This window comes from Nocardiopsis lambiniae (assembly GCF_031845465.1).
Classification (GTDB): Bacteria; Actinomycetota; Actinomycetes; order Streptosporangiales; family Streptosporangiaceae; genus Nocardiopsis; species Nocardiopsis lambiniae.
The window spans coordinates 190,480-209,246 of sequence record NZ_JAVREP010000010.1; the positions used below are offsets into that span (position 1 = coordinate 190,480).

At 71.7% G+C, this 18,767-nt stretch carries 14 protein-coding genes and 1 riboswitch; of the genes, 10 read left to right on the forward strand and 4 right to left on the reverse strand.

The window, feature by feature from the left end; all coding sequences use genetic code 11:
* Positions 1-12 precede the first annotated feature (12 nt).
* From RM479_RS16680 to RM479_RS16725, 10 genes are all read left to right on the forward strand, one after another.
* Positions 13-1,827: a carbon starvation CstA family protein gene (locus tag RM479_RS16680; RefSeq protein WP_311512637.1), complete on the forward strand. Its 1,815-nt coding sequence runs from the start codon at positions 13-15 to the stop codon at positions 1,825-1,827.
* Positions 1,828-1,837: 10 nt separating this feature from the next.
* Positions 1,838-2,146, forward strand: coding sequence for a cory-CC-star protein (locus RM479_RS16685; RefSeq protein WP_274811323.1), 309 nt, complete (start codon positions 1,838-1,840; stop codon positions 2,144-2,146).
* Positions 2,092-3,057: an ArsA family ATPase gene (locus RM479_RS16690; RefSeq protein WP_397222364.1), complete on the forward strand. Its 966-nt coding sequence runs from the start codon at positions 2,092-2,094 to the stop codon at positions 3,055-3,057. The genes RM479_RS16685 and RM479_RS16690 overlap by 55 nt, the downstream gene beginning before the upstream one ends.
* Before the next feature lie 236 nt (positions 3,058-3,293).
* Positions 3,294-4,049, forward strand: a complete 756-nt coding sequence (locus tag RM479_RS16695; RefSeq protein WP_311512684.1) for a CDP-alcohol phosphatidyltransferase family protein — start codon at positions 3,294-3,296, stop codon at positions 4,047-4,049.
* A 198-nt stretch (positions 4,050-4,247) separates the two neighbouring features.
* A complete protein-coding gene (locus tag RM479_RS16700; RefSeq protein ID WP_311512685.1) occupies positions 4,248-6,752 on the forward strand; it encodes a mannose-1-phosphate guanyltransferase in 2,505 nt (834 codons plus the stop codon).
* A 613-nt stretch (positions 6,753-7,365) separates the two neighbouring features.
* On the forward strand, positions 7,366-7,908 hold the full coding sequence (locus RM479_RS16705; protein WP_311512638.1) for an FHA domain-containing protein: 543 nt from the start codon (positions 7,366-7,368) through the stop codon (positions 7,906-7,908).
* 184 nt (positions 7,909-8,092) lie between these two features.
* Positions 8,093-8,566: a bifunctional nuclease family protein gene (locus tag RM479_RS16710; RefSeq protein WP_274811325.1), complete on the forward strand. Its 474-nt coding sequence runs from the start codon at positions 8,093-8,095 to the stop codon at positions 8,564-8,566.
* A gap of 461 nt (positions 8,567-9,027) precedes the next feature.
* Positions 9,028-9,516 carry a MerR family transcriptional regulator gene (locus RM479_RS16715; protein ID WP_274811407.1) on the forward strand — a complete coding sequence of 163 codons (489 nt, stop codon included), beginning with the start codon at positions 9,028-9,030 and terminating at the stop codon, positions 9,514-9,516.
* A gap of 732 nt (positions 9,517-10,248) precedes the next feature.
* Positions 10,249-10,342: riboswitch (glycine riboswitch) on the forward strand.
* A 98-nt stretch (positions 10,343-10,440) separates the two neighbouring features.
* Entirely contained in the window at positions 10,441-13,335 is a 2,895-nt protein-coding gene (gene gcvP, locus RM479_RS16720; protein WP_311512639.1) for an aminomethyl-transferring glycine dehydrogenase, read from the forward strand.
* 219 nt (positions 13,336-13,554) lie between these two features.
* Complete coding sequence (locus RM479_RS16725; protein ID WP_311512640.1) at positions 13,555-14,778, forward strand: tetratricopeptide repeat protein; 1,224 nt, start codon at positions 13,555-13,557, stop codon at positions 14,776-14,778.
* Between the two features lie 356 nt (positions 14,779-15,134).
* Here the strand turns inward: RM479_RS16725 and RM479_RS16730 are convergent, their stop codons facing one another.
* The 4 genes from RM479_RS16730 to RM479_RS16745 form a co-directional block, all read right to left on the reverse strand.
* Entirely contained in the window at positions 15,135-15,326 is a 192-nt protein-coding gene (locus RM479_RS16730; protein WP_274811328.1) for a DUF5999 family protein, read from the reverse strand.
* 168 nt (positions 15,327-15,494) lie between these two features.
* The gene (locus RM479_RS16735) at positions 15,495-16,922 is read right to left on the reverse strand and encodes a threonine/serine exporter family protein (RefSeq protein WP_311512641.1); all 1,428 of its coding nucleotides are present in this window, start codon (positions 16,920-16,922) and stop codon (positions 15,495-15,497) included.
* Positions 16,923-17,123: 201 nt separating this feature from the next.
* Positions 17,124-17,813 (reverse strand): response regulator transcription factor, encoded by a 690-nt coding sequence (locus RM479_RS16740; protein WP_311512642.1) that lies wholly within the window; start codon positions 17,811-17,813, stop codon positions 17,124-17,126.
* A gap of 61 nt (positions 17,814-17,874) precedes the next feature.
* A complete protein-coding gene (locus RM479_RS16745) occupies positions 17,875-18,687 on the reverse strand; it encodes a RecB family exonuclease (protein ID WP_274811331.1) in 813 nt (270 codons plus the stop codon).
* Positions 18,688-18,767 lie beyond the last annotated feature (80 nt).

Here is an 18,767-nt window from a genome sequence, read left to right on the forward strand (position 1 = left end):
GAGGAACCCCCCATGTCCGCTGTGGCCGTCCTACTAGGGGCGTTGGCGCTGTTCGCGCTCGGCTACCGCTTCTACTCCAACTACCTCGCGAAGAAGGTCTACGCCCTCGACCCGGCGTTCCTGACCCCGGCACACGCCTACAAGGACGGGGTCGACTTCGTCCCCACCAACAAGCACATCGTCTTCGCCCACCACTTCATCTCGGTGGCCGGTGCCGCTCCGATCGTCGGCCCGGCCATCGCCGTCTTCTGGGGGTGGGGGCCCGCCCTGGTGTGGGTGGTGCTCGGCACGATCTTCGCCTCCGGAGCCCACGACTTCGGTGCCATCGTCGTCTCGGTCCGGCACCGGGCCAAGAGCATCGGCGCGCTGGCCGGTGACGTGATCAGCGGCCGGGCCCGGATCCTGTTCCTGCTGATCATCTTCTTCCTGGTCACGATGGTCAACGCGGTGTTCGCGGTCATCATCGCCGGGCTGTTCGTCGCCAACCCCCAGGCGGTCCTGCCGGTCCTGGTCACGATCCCCCTGGCGATCGGCGTCGGACAGGTCGTCTACCGCCGCCGGACCGCCGCCCTGGTGCCCTCGGTCATCTCCCTGATCGTGGTCTACGCCTGCATCCCGCTCGGCCAGATGATGCCCATCACCGTCGACCCGATCGCCGGCGCCCTGGGCGTGGACGTCTCCCTGGTGTGGCTGGTGCTGATCTTCACCTACACCTTCTTCACCTCGCGCCTGCCGGTGTGGATGCTCCTCCAGCCGCGTGACTACATCAACCAGCAGCAGATGGTGCTGGCGCTCGTCGTCATCGTCGCGGGCATCGTCGTCGGCATGAACACCATCGAGGCCCCCGTCCTGCGCGGCGACCTGCCCGAGGGGTCCCCGGCGATCTTCCCGCTGCTGTTCATCACCATCGCCTGCGGTGCGGTCTCCGGGTTCCACAGCCTCGTCGCCTCGGGTACCACCTCCAAGCAGTTGGACAAGGAGACCGACGCCCGTTACGTCGGTTATCTCAGCTCGCTCGGTGAGGGCACACTGGCGGTCTGCTCCATCCTGGCCTGCACCGCGGGCATCATGATCTACAGCGCCAACCAGGGCGGGAACTGGTCCGACATCTACGTCGACTGGGCCGCCGCCGGCACCAACCCGGCCGGCCGCTTCGTCCAGGGCGTCGCCGGGTTCGCCTCCAACATCGGCGTCCCCGAGGGCATCGGCCTGGTCTTCGCGACCCTGGTCGTGGTCAGCTTCGCCGCCACCAGCCTCGACACCGCCGTCCGGCTCCAGCGCTACACCATCCAGGAGATCAGCGTCATCGTCCGGGACCGGGCGACCGAGGGCGGCGCCCTGGAGAAGACCTTCTCCTTCCTGGCCCGCAACATCACCGTGGCCACGCTGATCGCGGTCCTGGTGCCCTTCGGTCTCGCCCTCGTCCCCGGCAACTTCGCGGCCGGCACCCTGTGGCAGCTGTTCGGCACCACCAACCAGCTCACCGCCGGGCTGGCGCTGGCCGTCATCGCGGTGTGGGTCACCAAGCGCGGCCGCAACCCGATCGCCGTGCTGGTGCCCCTGGCCTTCCTGGTCGTGATGACCTCGTGGGCGCTGGTCGTGCAGCTCCTCGGGTTCCTGTCGTCGGAGGACTCCCTCCAGCGGTACCTCCTGGCCCCGTTGGACGCGGTCATCTTCGGCCTCGCCGTGTGGATGACGATCGAGGCGGCCATCGCCCTGCGCAAGGCCTTCGCCGCGCGCCGCGGGGGCACCGCGCCCGCCGACGAGGACGCCGCCGAGCCCGAGGCCGCCGCCGAGGGCACCGCCGGCCCGGACGACAGGGCCTGAGCCGCCGGCCATGACCGAACACCGTGACGATGCCGGGTCCTCCCTCGGGAGGGCCTGGCATCGCGCCGTCGCCGCCTGGCGCCGCGTCGAGGACTTCCACCAGCAGGTCTTCGACGCGCGCTGGGGGCACGAACGCCACCGCCTGGCCCGCACCCAGCAGGACACCCTGCGCGCCCTGCTCATGCTGGAGAGCCTGGGCGTGGACAACCCCGTCGCCTACGAGACCCTGGACCTGCTCCCGTACATGGTCGCCGACCTGCACGAGTGGCACCTGAGAATGGGCCGGGACGACTTCGGAGCCCCCGGAGGCTGCTGCTGAACACCCCCACCGCCCACACCGCGCCGATCCTCTTCGTCGGAGGCAAGGGCGGCGTCGGCAAGACCACGGTGGCCGCCGCCCGGGCCCTGGCCCTGGCCGACGCGGGACATCGGGTCCTGCTCATGTCCACCGACCCCGCCCACTCCCTGGGCGACGTCCTCGAACACCCGCTGGGCGACCGCCCCGTCCGGGTCGCCCCCGGCCTGTGGGCCGCCGAACCCGACGCCGACACCGCCGTGCGCCGCAGGATCGCCCAGGTCGTCAGGGACGCCGAACGCGCCCTCCCGGCCGAGATCATGCCCGCCGTCCGCCGCCACCTCGACCACGCCGGGGCCGCCCCGGGGATGGCGGAGTCGGCCCTGGCCGATCTGCTCATGGAACGGATGGAAGAGGTCGGCGACCGGTGGGACCGGCTGGTCGTGGACAGCGCGCCCACCGGGCACCTGCTGCGCCTGCTGGCGCTGCCGACCCTCCTCACCCCCTGGGTGACGGGGTTGACCCGCCGACGCGAGCGCGCCCGCAAGGCCGAGGCGTTCGCCGACGCCGTGGTGGCCGAGCCGGAGGAGGACCCGTTGCTGGCCCGGTTGCACGAACGCCGCCATCGTTTGGAGGGGGCCGCCGCCCGGTTGCGCTCCGCCAGCCGGGTGGGCCTGGTGACGGTGCCGCGCCGCATGGTCCTGGCCGAGACCGCCCGGGCGCTGGACTCCCTCACCGAGGCGGGCTTCCCCCTCGACACCGTGATCGTCAACCAGATCCCGCCCCCGGGCGCGGTCGGCCCCGACGGGACCGCGGTCCTGGCCGAGATCCGGCGGCGCTTCGCCCACGTGGGCGTCACCGAGGTCCCCCTGGCGGATCGGGAGCCCACCGGTCCGTCCGGGCTGCGCGCGCTCGCCGCCCACCTCCCGGGGTGACCCCGCAGGGAACCGCGGCGGCCCCTCCTTCGTTCGATGTGATGGATCGGTCCTACTGAAACCGTCATATCGGGCGATTTCCGGCAAGTGGCACCGGGTACCATGGGCGATCGACCGCCCACCGGTCCAGGAGGAGGAGAAGGGCTCCGCGGTGGCGGGAAACGACACGTCCGACCGTTATCGTTGGCGGCATGGGGCGATCCGCGCAAGACGGCAGACTCGATGCGGGGGGCGATGTGGCCAGTCCGGCGGTCAGTGACCGCATCTGGACGGTTCCCAATCTGCTGAGCATGCTCCGCCTATTGGGCGTTCCGTTCTTCCTGTGGCTGGTCCTGGTGCCACAGGCCGACTGGTGGGCGCTGCTCGTGCTCGCCTTCGCGGGGATCAGCGACTGGCTCGACGGCAAGATCGCCCGAGCCTGGAACCAGGCCTCCCGGCTGGGCGCGCTGCTGGACCCGCTCGCCGACCGGCTCTACATCTTCGCCGCCCTGCTGGGCCTGGTCGTGCGCGACATCGTCCCCTGGTGGCTGATGGCCATCCTCGTCCTGCGCGACGTCCTCATCCTCGGCGCGCTGCCCCTGCTGCGGTATTTCGGCTACGGCCCCCTCCCGGTCAACTTCGCGGGCAAGGCCGCCACCCTGTGCCTTCTCTACGCCTTTCCCCTGCTGTTCATCGCGGGTTACGCCAACATCCTCGGGGATGTGGCCAAGATCATGGGTTGGGCCTTCGCCCTGTGGGGAACGGCTCTTTATTGGTGGGCCGGATTGCTCTACGCCGTACAGGGACTGCGCCTGATCGCCCAGACCCGCCGCGACGAACGCGCCGATCACACCGACGGTCGTGACCGGACCGTCGGTGACGGCGACCCCGATCGCGGTCTCGACCAGGGTCGACCCGATCCAGCCACACCGGGGACCGACGGCGGTGACACCGACGCGGTCACCGACGGTCTCGGCCTTCCGGGCCGGGATCAGGGGCGTACCGGCCCCTGAGCCACCGACGGACCGGCTCACCGCGAGTCCTGTCGGAACGAAAGGGAGTGTCGTCTCCGTAATGAGAACATGTCCCACCGCGCGATCCGCCGCGCACTCCGAACACCGTCCCCTCGCGGTACCCTCCGCGTCCGCGCTCGGCCGGAGGTGCCGACGATGACCGCCCACGACGAGGCCTCCACGACGCCCTCACCGAACATGAAGGCCGTCGTCATGGCCGGGGGCGAGGGCACCCGCCTGCGTCCCATGACCGCCAATCAGCCCAAACCGCTGCTCCCGGTGGTCAACAAACCCATCATGGAGCACGTGCTGCTCCTGCTGCGCAAACACGGTTTCACCGAGACGGTGGTCACCGTCCAGTTCCTGGCCACCCTGATCCGCAATTACTTCGGCGACGGCGAAGAGCTCGGCATGAAGCTCCACTACGTCGCCGAGGAGGTCCCGCTCGGCACCGCCGGCAGCGTCAAGAACGCCGAGGAGCACCTGCGCGGCGAGCCGTTCATCGTCATCTCCGGCGACGCGCTCACCGACATCGACCTCACCGACATGGTGCGCTTCCACCGGGAGAAGGGCGCCAAGGTCACCATCGCCCTCAAGCGGGTCCCCAACCCGCTGGAGTTCGGCATCATCATCGTCGACGACGAGGGGCGCATCCAGCGCTTCCTGGAGAAGCCCACCTGGGGTCAGGTCTTCTCCGACACCGTCAACACCGGCATCTACATCATGGAGCCGGACGTCCTGGAGCGGGTGGCGGCCGGCGAGGTCGTCGACTGGTCCGGCGACGTCTTCCCCGAACTCCTCCAGGACGGCGAACCCCTCTACGGGTACATCGCCGAGGGCTACTGGGAGGACGTGGGCACCCACGAGAGCTACCTCAGCGCCCAGGCCGACGTCCTGTCCGGCAAGGTCGACGTGGAGATCGACGGCTTCGAGGTCTCCCCGGGCGTGTGGGTGGGCGAGGGCGCCCAGGTCTCATCCCAGGCCGTCCTCAAGGGCCCCCTCTACATCGGCGACTACGCCAAGGTCGAGGCCGGCGCCGAACTGCGCGAGTTCACCGTGCTGGGCAGCAACGCCGTGGTGCGCTCCGAGGCCTTCGCGCACCGCACCGTGCTGCACGACAACGTCTTCATCGGTCGCGGGGCCAACCTGCGCGGCGCGGTCATCGGCAAGAACACCGACATCATGTCGGGGGCCCGGGTCGAGGAGGGCGCGGTCGTCGGCGAGGACTGCGTCATCGAGTCCGAGGCCTATCTCAACAACGACGTCAAGGTCTACCCGTTCAAGACCATCGAGGCCGGCGCGGTCGTCAGCACCAACGTCATCTGGGAGTCGCGCGGGCAGCGGTCGCTGTTCGGGCCCCGCGGCGTCTCGGGGCTGATCAACGTGGAGATCACGCCCGAGCTGGCGGTGCGACTGGCCAACGCCTACGCCACCACGCTCAAGAAGGGCGCGACCGTCACGACCGCGCGCGACGTCTCGCGCGCGGCCCGCACGCTCAAACGGGCGATCATCAGCGCCCTGACGGCGGCCGCCGTCGAGGTGCGCGACCTGGAGGTCGTGCCGCTGCCGGTGGCCCGCTTCCACACGTCCCAGAGCGGGGTCGACGGCGGCATCACGGTGCGCACCACGCCCGGGGACCCCGAATCGGTGGACATCCTGTTCCTGGACTCCGACGGGGCCGACCTGTCCCCGGCCGCGCAGCGCAAGCTCGACCGGGTCTTCTCCCGCGCCGAGTACCGCCGGGCCTTCCCCGGGGAGATCGGCGAGCTCACCTTCCCCTCGCGCAACGTGGAGAGCTACGCCCACGACCTGCTGCGCGCGGTGGACACCTCCGGGGTCGCCGAGGCGAACCTGAAGGTCGTGGTGGACTGCGCGGGCGGCAGCGGCTCGCTCATCCTGCCCTCCCTGCTGGGACGGGTCGGCGTCGACGTGCTCACGGTCAACAACCGGCTCGACGAGTCCTCGCCCACCGACACCACGGCCAAGCGCGACCGGGATCTGGCACGGCTCGGCGAACTGGTCGCGGGCTCGGGCGCCGACTTCGGCGTGCGCTTCGACCCGGTCGCCGAGCGGCTGTCCATCGTCGACGACAAGGGCGAGGTGGTCGACGGGGACCGGGCCCTGCTGGTCGTCCTGGAGCTGGTGTGCGCCGAGCGGGGCGGCGGCAGGGTGGCGCTCCCCGTCACCACCACCCGGATCGCCGAGCGGGTCGCCGCCGCGCACGGCGTCCGGGTGCACTGGACGGCGACGGCCACCAGCGAGCTCACCAAGGCGGTCCGCAGCGAGGGGGACGAGATGATCCTGGCCGGTGACGGCCGGGGCGGTTTCATCATCCCCGAGTTCGGTCACACCAGTGACGGCATCGCGGCCTTCGTGCGGCTGCTGGGCCTGGTGGCCCGGACCCGGCGCTCCCTGGGGCAGATCGAGGGATCGATCCCCCAGGCGCACCTGCTGCGCCGTTCGGTGCCCACCCCGTGGGCGGTCAAGGGCAGCGTCATGCGGGCCGTCGTGGAGGCGGCCGGCGACCGGGAGCTGGACACCACGGACGGGGTGCGGGTCATCGAATCCGACGGCAGTTGGGCGTTGGTCCTGCCGGACACCGCCGAAGCCGTGACCCATCTTTGGGCCGAAGGTCCCGACCCGGACACGGCGCGCCGCCTGTTGGACGATTGGGCGGCCGTCGTGGAACGCGCGGAGGGCTGACCCGATGATCGATCGGGGCGCGGGACACGAGGTCCGCGCCCCGATCGGTGTACAGAGGAAACAAAAGGTCGTCCAACCTGCCACCGATCGCGTTCCTCCTGGATAAACTGGACATAACGACAGGTCGTGGCGGTCCGGAGGCGCCGAGGCCAATCCGTGGGGTGCGGTCGAGAACCAAACCCCTCGGAGCGGCATCGGTACCAGAACAGGTGCCTCTCCTCGGCGAGGTCGGCCATCGGTGGAGTCGGTGCTCAAGGCGGCGGATCCACCGTTCACCCCATCGGTCGCGTGGTGGTGTGTTCACGGCAGGCCGCAGGGGAGCGAAACCTTTCCCGGACAGGGATATGGTTTACAGTCGAGTGTTCCCTGGAGCGCCGCGTCGCCTATCGTACGGGCCTTCCCGCAACGGCGGACCCGTCAAGGGTGACAAGGAGTACACCATGGGGGATGAGACCTAGCGACCGACCGTGCGAGACGCGCCGCCGCCGCGACGGCGGACCGTCTCGCCGCGTTCCGGACACTGTGCGGGCTCCTCGCCCGTACGACGGCCGGAACGTGCCACCGATCAGCCGAATCAAGCACCGCCCCGTGCGGTAGGAGGCCGAGCCGACCTATGTCGAGCGTTTACTGCACGCAGTGCGGTCACGCCGTTGCGGATGATGCCCGTTTCTGCTCCCACTGTGGGACGCCTGTCCGCAGGGCCGGACAGTCGGGTCCACGACCCGCGGGGAGCGGGGAATCCGCCGGAGACGTCACGTCCACCATCTCCATCTCCGGCATACAGGCCTTGGAGGAGGAGGACTCCGGTGACGACGTGGGCGGTGACGACCCCGGCAACGCCGACGCCCTGCCTCCGGGCACGGCGCTCCTGGTGGTCAAGCGAGGCCCCAACGCCGGCAGTCGCTTCCTCCTGGACAGCGACGTGACCACCGCTGGCCGCCACCCCAACAGCGACATCTTCCTGGACGACGTCACCGTCTCGCGGCGGCACGTGGAGTTCTTCCGCCGCGGTAATGGTTTCGGGGTCCGTGACGTGGGCAGCCTGAACGGCACCTATGTCAACCGTGAGCCGGTCGACGAGGCCGAGATCGGCGGGGGGGACGAGATCCAGATCGGCAAGTTCCGTATGGTCCTGCTGACCAAGCCGCGTCGCTGAGCGAAGTCGCCACGACGCGTGCGCACGCGGTCGACGGCGGCGGGTGGGCCGAGAAGGTTTGCGGCCCCCCGCCGCCGGACAGCTTTGTATCGAAGGGTGCCGATTTCGCCCTCGGGTCCTGATCCAACGGGGGATACAGGGACGAGCGCCCATCCGGCATGACGACTCGTGGGACGGAGCCGCTGTGAAGCACATGGAGTTCGTCGGCGTCCGGGTTGAGATGCCCTCGAATCAGCCGATAATCCTGCTCAAGGAGTCCGATGGTGACCGCTACCTGACGATCTGGATCGGTGGGGTGGAGGCGACCGCGATCGCTCTGGCGCAGCAGGGCGTCGTTCCGGCCCGACCACTCACCCACGACCTCTTCCGGGACGTCCTGGACGCCCTCGGGACCAGGCTCACGACGGTGAACATCACGGGCCTGAGCGACGGCATCTTCTACGCCGAACTGGTGTTCAGCAACGGCGCGGAGGTCAGCGCCCGCCCCTCGGACTCGATCGCCCTCGCCCTGCGGACCGGGACACCGATCTACGCCCACGAGGACGTGATCGATGAGGCGGGGATGCCCATCCCGGATGAGCAGGAGGATCAGGTCGAGGCCTTCCGGGAATTCCTCGACAACATCTCGCCCGAGGATTTCGAGCGCCGAGCGGAGTAGCGGGGGCGGTGTCGGCGGGAGCCGCCTCTCGCCGCGCCCCGGGAACAGGTCATCTCGATGGGGTTCCGGGCTGGACACGGCCGCGACCTGCGGCTTCGTCCCTTGCCTCCGGTGTTAGATTGGGATTGGGGAATTGATCGTCGTGGTCGGGGCCGAAAAGCGGAGGACGCGCGCGTCGCGCGACCGCCGCGGCACCGGGACGCCCGGGAGCGCGCACTTGACGACGCGCCGAGGGGTGTCGTTGACGCTGCCCTCCGGTCGTCCTACGGTCGGTGCAGTGGAACCCGCGGCGCACCCGTTCCCTCTGTGGACATCCCCTGTCGATACCGCCGCGGGACGAGGAGCCGGAGGTCGGCGTGGCGGTAGCGAGCGGCAAGCGGGAACCCCATGACAGGCGGTCCATGCTGCGGCTAGCGGGGCAGCAGGGCCTACTGTGCGAAGAGGACGTGGTGGCGCTGCCTATGGACGTCGGGTATCGGGGCCCCGCGGCGTGCACGGCCGCAGGGATCACCTACCGCCAACTCGACTACTGGGCCAGAACCGGCCTGGTGGAGCCGAGCGTGCGCACCGGCGCCCACAACGCCCCCCTGTACAGCCTCCCCGACATACTCCTCCTCAAGGTGGCCAAACGGCTCCTGGACACCGGGATATCCCTCCAGCAGATCCGTACCGCGGTCGATCACCTGCGCGGTCGCCCCGCCCCCGAACTGGCCCGGATCACCCTCATGAGCGACGGTGTCAGCGTCTACGAGTGCACCTCCCCCGAGGAGGTCGTCGACCTCATGCAGCGCGGCCAGGGCATGTTCGGGCTGGCGCTGGCCAACGTCTGGCGGGAGCTGGAGGAGACCTTGGGCGTGGTCCCGGACGAGGAGCGCGGCGACCTGCCCCCGGTGACCCCCGCCCCGATGGACGAGCTGGCCCGGCGTCGGCGGGAACGCCGTATCGGCTGACCCCTGTCGGCGCGAGCCGGTGACGGTCCGCGCGAGCGGATCCGGACCGCCGGTGTCCCACCCGACCGGGGCGCGAACGCGCCCCCGCGGCGGACCCGAGCCCGCCCGAACCCCGCGCACCGTCGTCCCCGGCCCGGCCGCGCCGGTTCGACGCGGCTTCGCTCGCGCACGGCCGACCGGCCCCCGAGACCGACCGACCCGGGGGCGTGCCCGACGGCACCCCCGGACGAGGGATCGTCGCCGTCGGATACGGCGGTCCGGCCGCGGATCGTCCGAAGGTGATGACAGAGTGAGTGATGAGGGGTTCGCGCGGATGGACGGCCGCGCGAACCTCTCCATACGTCCTGTCCGAGAGGAGAGGGGGAAGGGTCCGTGCGGAGGGACGGCCGCACGGGCCCTTCCGCGTCGGCGCACCGACGCGATCGGGCCCGGGGTCGTTCCCGGACCGTCCGAGAGAAGAGGGCGTGGGGCCCGTGGGCCCCGTCGGGAACCGTCCGAGAGAGGGCGGTGGAGGGCCCGTGCGGAGGGACGGCCGCACGGGCCCTCGTCGTTCCCTCGGCCGCCCCGGTGATGATCCGGTGCCCGCGCGCGCGAAGAGGGCGGGGACGTGGCGCGCGGAACGCGCGGGGCGGCTCGGCTCCCGGGCGCGGAATCGAGTACGGTCGTAACCACAACAGGGATGAAAACCGACATTCGCCCTGTCCTTACAAGTGCACACCGTCAGCAGGCTGTCGATACCGCGCGGGAGAGACCCCTGGATCCCAGGGGCGCCGACGGGGCAATACTCCCCAGTAACCTCTCAGGCACCACGGACCGCGCGAAGGAGGCCGCTCTGAAGCCTGGGCACCCTCGTGTCCGGTGACAGAGGGGGAGACCGTGAGGAACACCGCCGATCCGTATCGGCCCTGTCACCAGGAGGTCTCCGTGTCCGACCAGCCCGTGAACGTCCCCGGCGCGCCCGCCCGGGTGTTCGCCGACCGCCACGTCGGACCCTCGCCCGGTGCCATCGAGGAGATGCTCAAGACGGTCGGCTACGGCTCCACCGCCGAGATCATGGCCGCCGCCGTCCCCGAGAGCATCCTCACCGCCCCCGGTCGCAACGCCCCGCTGGACCTGCCCGAGGCCATCGGCGAGGCCGAGACCCTCGCCGAGCTGCGCGACCTGGCCGCCCGCAACAAGGTCGTCACCCCCCTCATCGGCCAGGGCTACCACGGCACCTTCACCCCGCCGGTGATCCTGCGCAACATCATGGAGAACCCGGCCTGGTACACGGCCTACACGCCCTATCAGCCGGAGATCTCCCAGGGCCGGCTCGAAGCCCTCATCAACTTCCAGACCATGGTCTCCGACCTCACCGGCCTGCCGGTCTGCGGTGCGTCCCTCCTGGACGAGGCGACCGCCGCCGCCGAGGCCATGACCCTGGCCCGCCGCGCCTCCAAGAGCAGGGCGGACGTCTTCGTCGTCGACTCCGACGTCTTCCCCCAGACCCTCCAGGTACTGCGCACCCGCGCCGAACCCCTCGGCATCGAGGTCGTCGTGGCCGATCTGTCCCAGGGGCTGCCCGACGGCGACGCCTTCGGCGTCCTGGTCCAGTACCCCGCCTCCAGCGGCGTGGTGCGCGACCCGAGCGCCCTCATCGCCGCCGCCCGCGAACGCGGCGCCCTGGCCGTGGTCGCCGCCGACATCCTCGCCCTGACCCTGCTGCGCAGCCCCGGCGACCTGGGCGCGGACATCGCGGTGGGCTCCACCCAGCGCTTCGGTGTCCCACTCGGCTTCGGCGGCCCGCACGCCGGCTACATGTCCGTCACCGAGAAACTGCGTCGCCAGATCCCCGGCCGCCTCGTCGGCGTCTCGGTCGACGCCGCCGGCCGTCCCGCCTACCGGTTGGCCCTCCAGACCCGCGAGCAGCACATCCGCCGTGAGAAGGCCACCAGCAACATCTGTACCGCCCAGGTGCTGCTGGCCGTCATGGCCGGGATGTACGCCGTCCACCACGGCCCGCACGGCCTGCGCGCGATCGCCGAGCAGGTGCACGCGCACGCCATGGACATGGCCGACGCCCTGACCGCGCGCGGCTTCGAGATCGTCCACGCGTCCTTCTTCGACACCCTGCGCGTGCGGGTGCCCAGCGCCGACCGCGTGCTGGAGAACGCCCTGGCCGCCGGCTACAACCTGCTGCGCGTCGACGCGCACACCGTCGGTGTCAGCCTGGACGAGACGACCACCCCCGCCGACGTCGCCGCCGTGCTCAACGCGTTCGGCGAGTCCGGCCGGGCCCCGGAGGAGGGCGCCCCGGTCGTCGACGAGGACCGTCGGCGCTTCCCCGCCGAACTGGCGCGCGGTGTGGACTACCTCGACCACCCGGTGTTCAACACCCACCGCAGCGAGACCTCGCTGCTGCGCTACATGCGCAGGCTGTCCGACCGCGACCTGGCGCTGGACCGCACGATGATCCCGCTGGGCTCGTGCACCATGAAGCTCAACGCCACCACCGAGATGGAGGCGGTCACCTGGTCGGAGTTCGCGGGCCTGCACCCGCTCGCCCCGCTGGACCAGGCGGCCGGCTCGGTCGAGATCGTCCGCGACCTGGAGGCCTGGCTGGCCGAGATCACCGGCTACGACGCGGTGTCCCTCCAGCCCAACGCCGGTTCCCAGGGCGAGTTCGCCGGTCTGCTGGCCATCCGCGGCTACCACCGCTCGCGCGGTGAGGACCACCGCGACGTGTGCCTCATCCCCGGCTCCGCGCACGGCACCAACGCCGCCAGCGCGGTGATGGCCGGCATGCGCGTCGCCGTCGTGGCCTGTGACGAGGGCGGCAACATCGACCTGGACGACCTGCGCGCCAAGATCGCGCGGCACGCCGACGCGCTGTCCGCGATCATGGTGACCTACCCGTCCACGCACGGCGTGTACGAGGACACCATCACCGAGGTGTGCCGCCTGGTCCACGAGGCCGGGGGTCAGGTCTACGTCGACGGCGCCAACTTCAACGCGCTGCTGGGCTGGGCCAAGCCGGGCGAGTTCGGGGCCGACGTCAGCCACCTCAACCTGCACAAGACCTTCTGCATCCCGCACGGCGGCGGCGGTCCGGGCGTGGGCCCGGTCGCGGTCCGTTCCCACCTGGCCGGTTTCCTGCCCAACCACCCGGGCCAGCCGGAGGCGGGTCCGCACACCGGCGTGGGCCCGGTCTCGGCCGCCCCGTTCGGCTCGGCGGGCATCCTGCCGATCTCCTGGGCGTACGTGCGGATGATGGGCGAGCGGGGGCTGCGCACCGCCACCGAGGTCGCCGTGCTGTCGGCGAACTACGTGGCCAAGCGCCTGGAGCCGTACTACCCGGTGCTCTACACCGGCGCCAACGGCCTGGTGGCCCACGAGTGCATCATCGACATCCGCCCGCTCCAGAAGGCGAGCGGCGTCAGCAACGAGGACGTCGCCAAGCGGCTGATGGACTACGGCTTCCACGCTCCGACGATGTCCTTCCCGGTGGCCGGCACCCTGATGGTGGAGCCGACCGAGAGCGAGGACCTCGCCGAACTGGAGCGGTTCATCGAGGCGATGATCGCCATCCGCGCCGAGATCGACAAGGTCGCGGCGGGGGAGTGGGACGCCCTGGACAACCCGCTCAAGAACGCCCCGCACACCGCCGAGGAGGTCACGGCCGACGAGTGGGGGCACGGGTACTCCCGCGCGGACGCCGCCTACCCGGTGCCGTCCCTGCGCCGTGACAAGTACTGGCCGCCGGTGGGCCGCATCGACCAGGCCTACGGTGACCGGAACCTGGTGTGCTCCTGCCCGCCGCCGGAGGCCTTCGAGCTGTAGGCCCCGAGGGGGCGTCGCCCGACACCGGGCGACGCCCCCATTTCGGACATAAAGTGAATCTACGACATAAAGGTGTGTCGTGTGTCCGCTACCGGAACACACGGGCCCCATGAGGCGACACCGACCACCACAGCCCCCATCCCGGACCCCCTCCCGCGTTAGAGTTGCGGCGACACCCGCGTGTCCCGCCCCGCGGACCCCCACCGGAAAGCGCTCAGCATGACCACGACGTCCGGACCCTCCGCACGCTCCGGCCCCGCCGACCCGCCGCCCCGCGCCACCGACCCCCGCGATGCCCCGGCCGGCCCCACGCCCTCGGCCGAGGAGGCGTCCGGACTGTGCGATCAGGCCCGCGACCTGGTCGCCAACGGCCACCTGGACCGCGCCGCCGACCTCTACCGCCGCGCCGCCGCGGCCGACGCGCCCGCGGCCGTACGGGCCCGCGCCCTGCTGGGCCTGGCCGTGACCGAGGACGGCCGCGGCGACACCGGTGCCGCCCGCGACGCGGCCCGCCGCGCGATGGAGGCCGGCGATCCGCGCCGCACCCCCCGTGCCGCCCACCACCTGGCGCTGTCCCTGGAACAGGGCGGCGAGGGGGCCGAGGCCGAACGGATCTGGCGTCGCCTGCTCGACCTGGGCGCGGGACCCGGCCACACGGCCCTCGCCCATCACGGACTGGCCCGCGCGGCGGAGGAACGCGGGGACGCCACCGCGGCCGAGGCGCACTGGGAGGCGGCGCTCTCCCCGCCGGTCGGCTCCGCGCCTGCGGACCGGCTGCACGCGGAGACCCTGGTCGAGGCCGCCCGCGACCTCACCGGCCGGCTGTTGCGTCGCGGCTCGCCGGGTGCCGCCCTGAGCGCCGCCGACCGGGGTCTGTCCGTCGCCGACGACCCGGAGCTGCGTCTGCTGCGGGCCGCCGCCCACCTCGAACACGCCATGGCCGACCTCGGCGCGGTCGTCGACCCCGACGCGGGGGGCGTCGAGGCCGAGCCGGTCACCGCGGGGGCGGCGGTGGAACTCCTCGCCGGGCTGCTCGCCCTGCGCGGGGACACCGACGGCTCCGCCCGGGTGTGGCGGGCCGGGCTGGAGGGGCACGGCGAGGAGACCGCCGAGGAGGCGCGCGCCCGGTTGCGCCGCGGGTTCGCCACGGGTGAGGACTCCTGGTGGGACGCCTACCTGGAGGAGGCGGTCGCCACGGCCAGCGCGCCGGCGCTGGCGGCGGAGCTGTTCGCGGCGCTGACCCGGATGCACGCGCTGGTGTCGCTGCCCGCACTGGAGGGCGAGTCGCGCCCGGCCGTCCTGCGGGAGGCCCTGGTGCAGGCGGTGCGGACCCCTGACGAACTCGTGTGGGGGCCGGGGCTGCACGCCGATCTGCGTCGCCGGCTGGCCGAGGCCACCGGAGGGGACGACGTGCTCGCGGAGGACTGGCCGGACCGTCTCTGACCCTTTCCCGAAGACGGGTGGGCCCGACCGTTCCGGGGCGCGTTCCGTGGACGCCGCCCGGCGCGTTCATCGCGAGGGCGCAGAACGAACGGGGCCGGTGTCCCGCCGGCCGAGGACGGCTCCGCGCACGGCGATGCCGTGGGCCGCGTTTCGCGGACGGAGGGCGAGGGGCGGGTGTGCGGGGGCCTCGTGCGGCGGGCCGGGCGCGCTCCGGGGGCGGTCTCCCGCTTCCCCGCCGACCGCGACGATCCTCACCGCCCGAGGGCGACCCGGACGGGCGTGCCGCCGCCCGGGGCGATGGGTCCCGGGCGGGGTCGTCGGCCGGTCAGGGCCGGTGGGGACGGTGGGTTCCGCCGTCAGGCGGCCAGGACACGGGGCCGGTGCGGTGCCACGACGGCGCCGTCCGGCAGCAGCTCACCGGTGTCGTCGAAAAGGACGACGCCGTTGCAGAGCAGACTCCATCCCTGTTCCGGATGGCTGGAGACGACACGGGCCGCCTCGCGGTCGGTGTCCTCGAAGGACGGGCACGGAGGCTGGTGGCTGCACATGGGGTCGGCCTTTCACTAGAGGCTCTTCGTTGAGCTGACGCCAAGAATAGTGGTTCACATCACATGATCGTCGCGTTTCGGGTCGGAAACACGCTGCCTGTGTCGTCGTCCGCTCTCACCCTGTGAGATACCCGCAGGCGACGAGTGGTTCTCGTCACCTTGCAAGGATCAATAACCGCCGCGGGTCCGGCGCGCCGCCGGCCGGCTGCGCATCCCCGCCCCGGCCAACCCGCCGCGCTGGAACGCGCGCACCAGCTCACCGCCCAGGTTCACCCCCGCGCCCAGGGCCAGCCCCACCATGACCGCCTCCACCAGCGACAGCAGGCCCGACACCGCGGTGCCCTGGGTGAACTCGATCAGCCCCCGGTACAGCAGGCTGCCCGGCAGCAGCGGCGCGATCGACGGCACCAGGTAGGGCAGCACCGGGCGACGGGTCCGCCGCGCCAGCCAGTGGCCCACCACGCCCACCGCCACCGCGCCCGTAACGGTGCCGACCACCGGCGGCACCTGGAGCAGGGATCCCATCCCCGCGTAGATCACCCAGATCATCACGCCCAACAGGCCGATGGTCGGCAGCATCCGGGTCGGCACCGCCAGCGAGATCGCGAACGCGATCGCGATCCCGGCCGCGCCGAGCAGCACCGGGACCTCCATCGAGGTGCCCGCCGAGGGCAGGTTGTCCAGGTCGATCGAGACCCCCAGGCGCACCGCCGTGTACGCGATCGCGCCCACCCCCGACACGATCGCGCCCAGGATGAAGAACGTCTCCAACAGCCGGGCCGCCGCCGACACGTAACTGCCGCTGATCCCGTCCTGGAGACTGGCCACCAACGGGCGTCCCGGGAGCAGCGCCATGATGTTGCCGGTGATGATCGCGCCCGCCTGTAGGCCCAGGTCCATCTCGGAGCTGACCCACAGCAGCCCGACGCCGATGGTCGCCGCGACCATCGCCGCCGCGGTCATCTGGTAGAACTCGGCGACCCCGCGCCGGGCCAGGAAGACCGAGGTGCGGTCGCCCAGCACCGCCGCCAGGAACGCCACCGTGGCCACGATCGGACCGCCGCCCATCATCACGCCGGCGCTGGAGGCGATCAGCCCGAAACCGACGACGATGACCCAGTTGGGGTAGGGCATCTTGGCCCGCCGGACCTGCTCCAGGCGGGCCGCCGCGTCCTCCAGCTCCAGCAGGCCCAGGGCCGCCTGCTGCACCAGGGTGTGCAGCTCGCCCACCCGGAAGTAGTCCAGGCTGCGGCGGCGCACCACGCGCTCGCCGGTGATGGGCGGCTGGTCGCCGCCGGGGTGCGTGGACAGGGTGATGGTGGTGAAGGTGACCGACACCTCCGAGCGGGGCAGGTTGAAGGCCACCGACAGGCTGAGCATCGCCTCGCTGACCGCCTCGGTGCCCTCCCCGCTGGCGAGCATCAGCTCGCCCACACGCAGCACCAGGTCGATGGCCCGGGCGTCGGGCAGCGGACGCTCGTCCTCGTCGTCGAACCCGTCCGGCGTCAACTCGCGTTCGTGTCGGGCCCTCCAGTCGCGCATGCGGCTCAGCATGCGGTCCTCACCCGACGGCGGGCGCCCCCGCTTGTCCGACATGTTCGTCCTCTCCTCCCCGCCGATCCCCCTCGGCGGTCGACGCGGTGCTCACGACCCCAGAGAGGGACGCGGCCCCGAAGGGTCGGGTTCGCCCGCACGGGCACCGGGTACCGGTGAGTTCGATCACCGGATCATCCTGCCAAGTCCGGCGGTGCGCGCAGGGGGAACGCGCCGGAGGCCGACGATGATCCGCGCGGGTCCTCACCCCTGCCCATCGGGCTCCCCGGGCCGCACCAGACCGCTCTCGTAGGCGTGCACCACGGCTTGGACCCGGTCGCGCAGACCCAGCTTGGTGAGGATACGGCCCACGTGCGATTTCACCGTGGTCTCCCCGACGACGAGCCGGGCGGCGATCTCGGCGTTGGAACGGCCGCGCGCCACCAGACGCAGCACCTCGCGTTCGCGGTCGGTGAGCGGGTCGGCGGCCCGGGCAGCCTCGTCCACGACCGAGGGCAGCAGCGGGGCGTACCGGTCCAGCAGGCGTGCCAGGACCGGGGGCGAGATGACCGAGCCTCCGGCGGCGACGGTCTCCACGGCGCCGATCAGCTCCTCGGGCGGGGAGTCCTTGAGCAGGAAGCCGCGGGCGCCCGCCCGGAGCGTCTCCACCGCGTACTCGTCCAGATCGAAGGTGGTCAACACCAGGATCCGGACGCGGTGTCCCAGGGGGCGGGCCCAGTCGACGATGCGACGGGTGGCCTCGACGCCGTCCATGCCGGGCATGCGCACGTCCATGAGGACGACGTCGGGCAGCAGCCGGCGGGCCGCCGCCACCGCCTCGCGTCCGTCGGAGGCCTCACCGACCACGAACGCCCGCGGGGACGCCTCCAGGATCATGCGGAAGCCGGCGCGGACGAGCGGTTGGTCGTCCACCAACAGGACTGAAACGGGCACAGGGGTGATTGTGCCGTATCGGCGGGCGCCCCGTGGACCGCCCGGTGCTCCCGCCGAGGGGCTATCCGCGCGGGGCCGTGGGCAGGGGCGGTGGGGTGCCGCCGAAGGCGGGGCAGATCGCCTGGTGTTCGCACCAGTCGCACAGCCTGCTCTTCTTGGGCTCCCACACCCCGGCGCGGCCGGCCGCCTCGATGCGCGTCCAGATGTCGGAGATCTCGGCCTCGGCGGCGCGCAGTTCGTCCTCGGTGGGGTCGTACCACCGGATCGCCCCGTCCCCGCCCAGGTAGACGAGCTGCAACCGGGTGGGGACCACACCCAGGTCGCGCCAGATCATGACCGCGTAGAAGAAGATCTGGAACTTGGCCTTGTCCTCGAACCGGGGCGAGGGGGACTTGCCGGTCTTGTAGTCGACGACGCGGATCCGGCCGTCGGGGGTCACGTCGAGCCGGTCGACGTAGCCGCGCAGCCGCAGCCCCGTGGGCAGGCCCACCTCCAGACGCATCTCCCGGTCGCGCGGCTCCAGGGCGGTGGGGTTCTCCAGGTCGAAGTAGCGGAGCACCAGGTCGCGGGCCGACTCCAGCCAGGCGTCGCGGGCCTGGTCGTCGGCGAACAGCTCCTCCACCTCCGGGCGCTTGTCCCGGAGCCGGTTCCACTGGGGGTCGACCAGGCCGACGGCGGTGCGGGGGGTGCGCGTCTCGGCGGGCAGCTCGTACAGGCGCTCCAGGCAGGCGTGGACCAGGGTGCCGCGCAGGGCCGCCGCGCTGGGCGCTTCGGGGAGCCGGTCGATGGCGCGGAACCGGAACAGCAGCGGGCACTGGAGGAAGTCCGACGCCCGGGAGGGCGACAGGGCGGACGGCAGGAGCGCGGTGGTCATGTTCCGAGCCTATGAGAAGGCCGTGACAGGCGACACCCGCTGTCGCGGGGGTGGGGACGGGGGTCGGGGAAGGGCCCGTA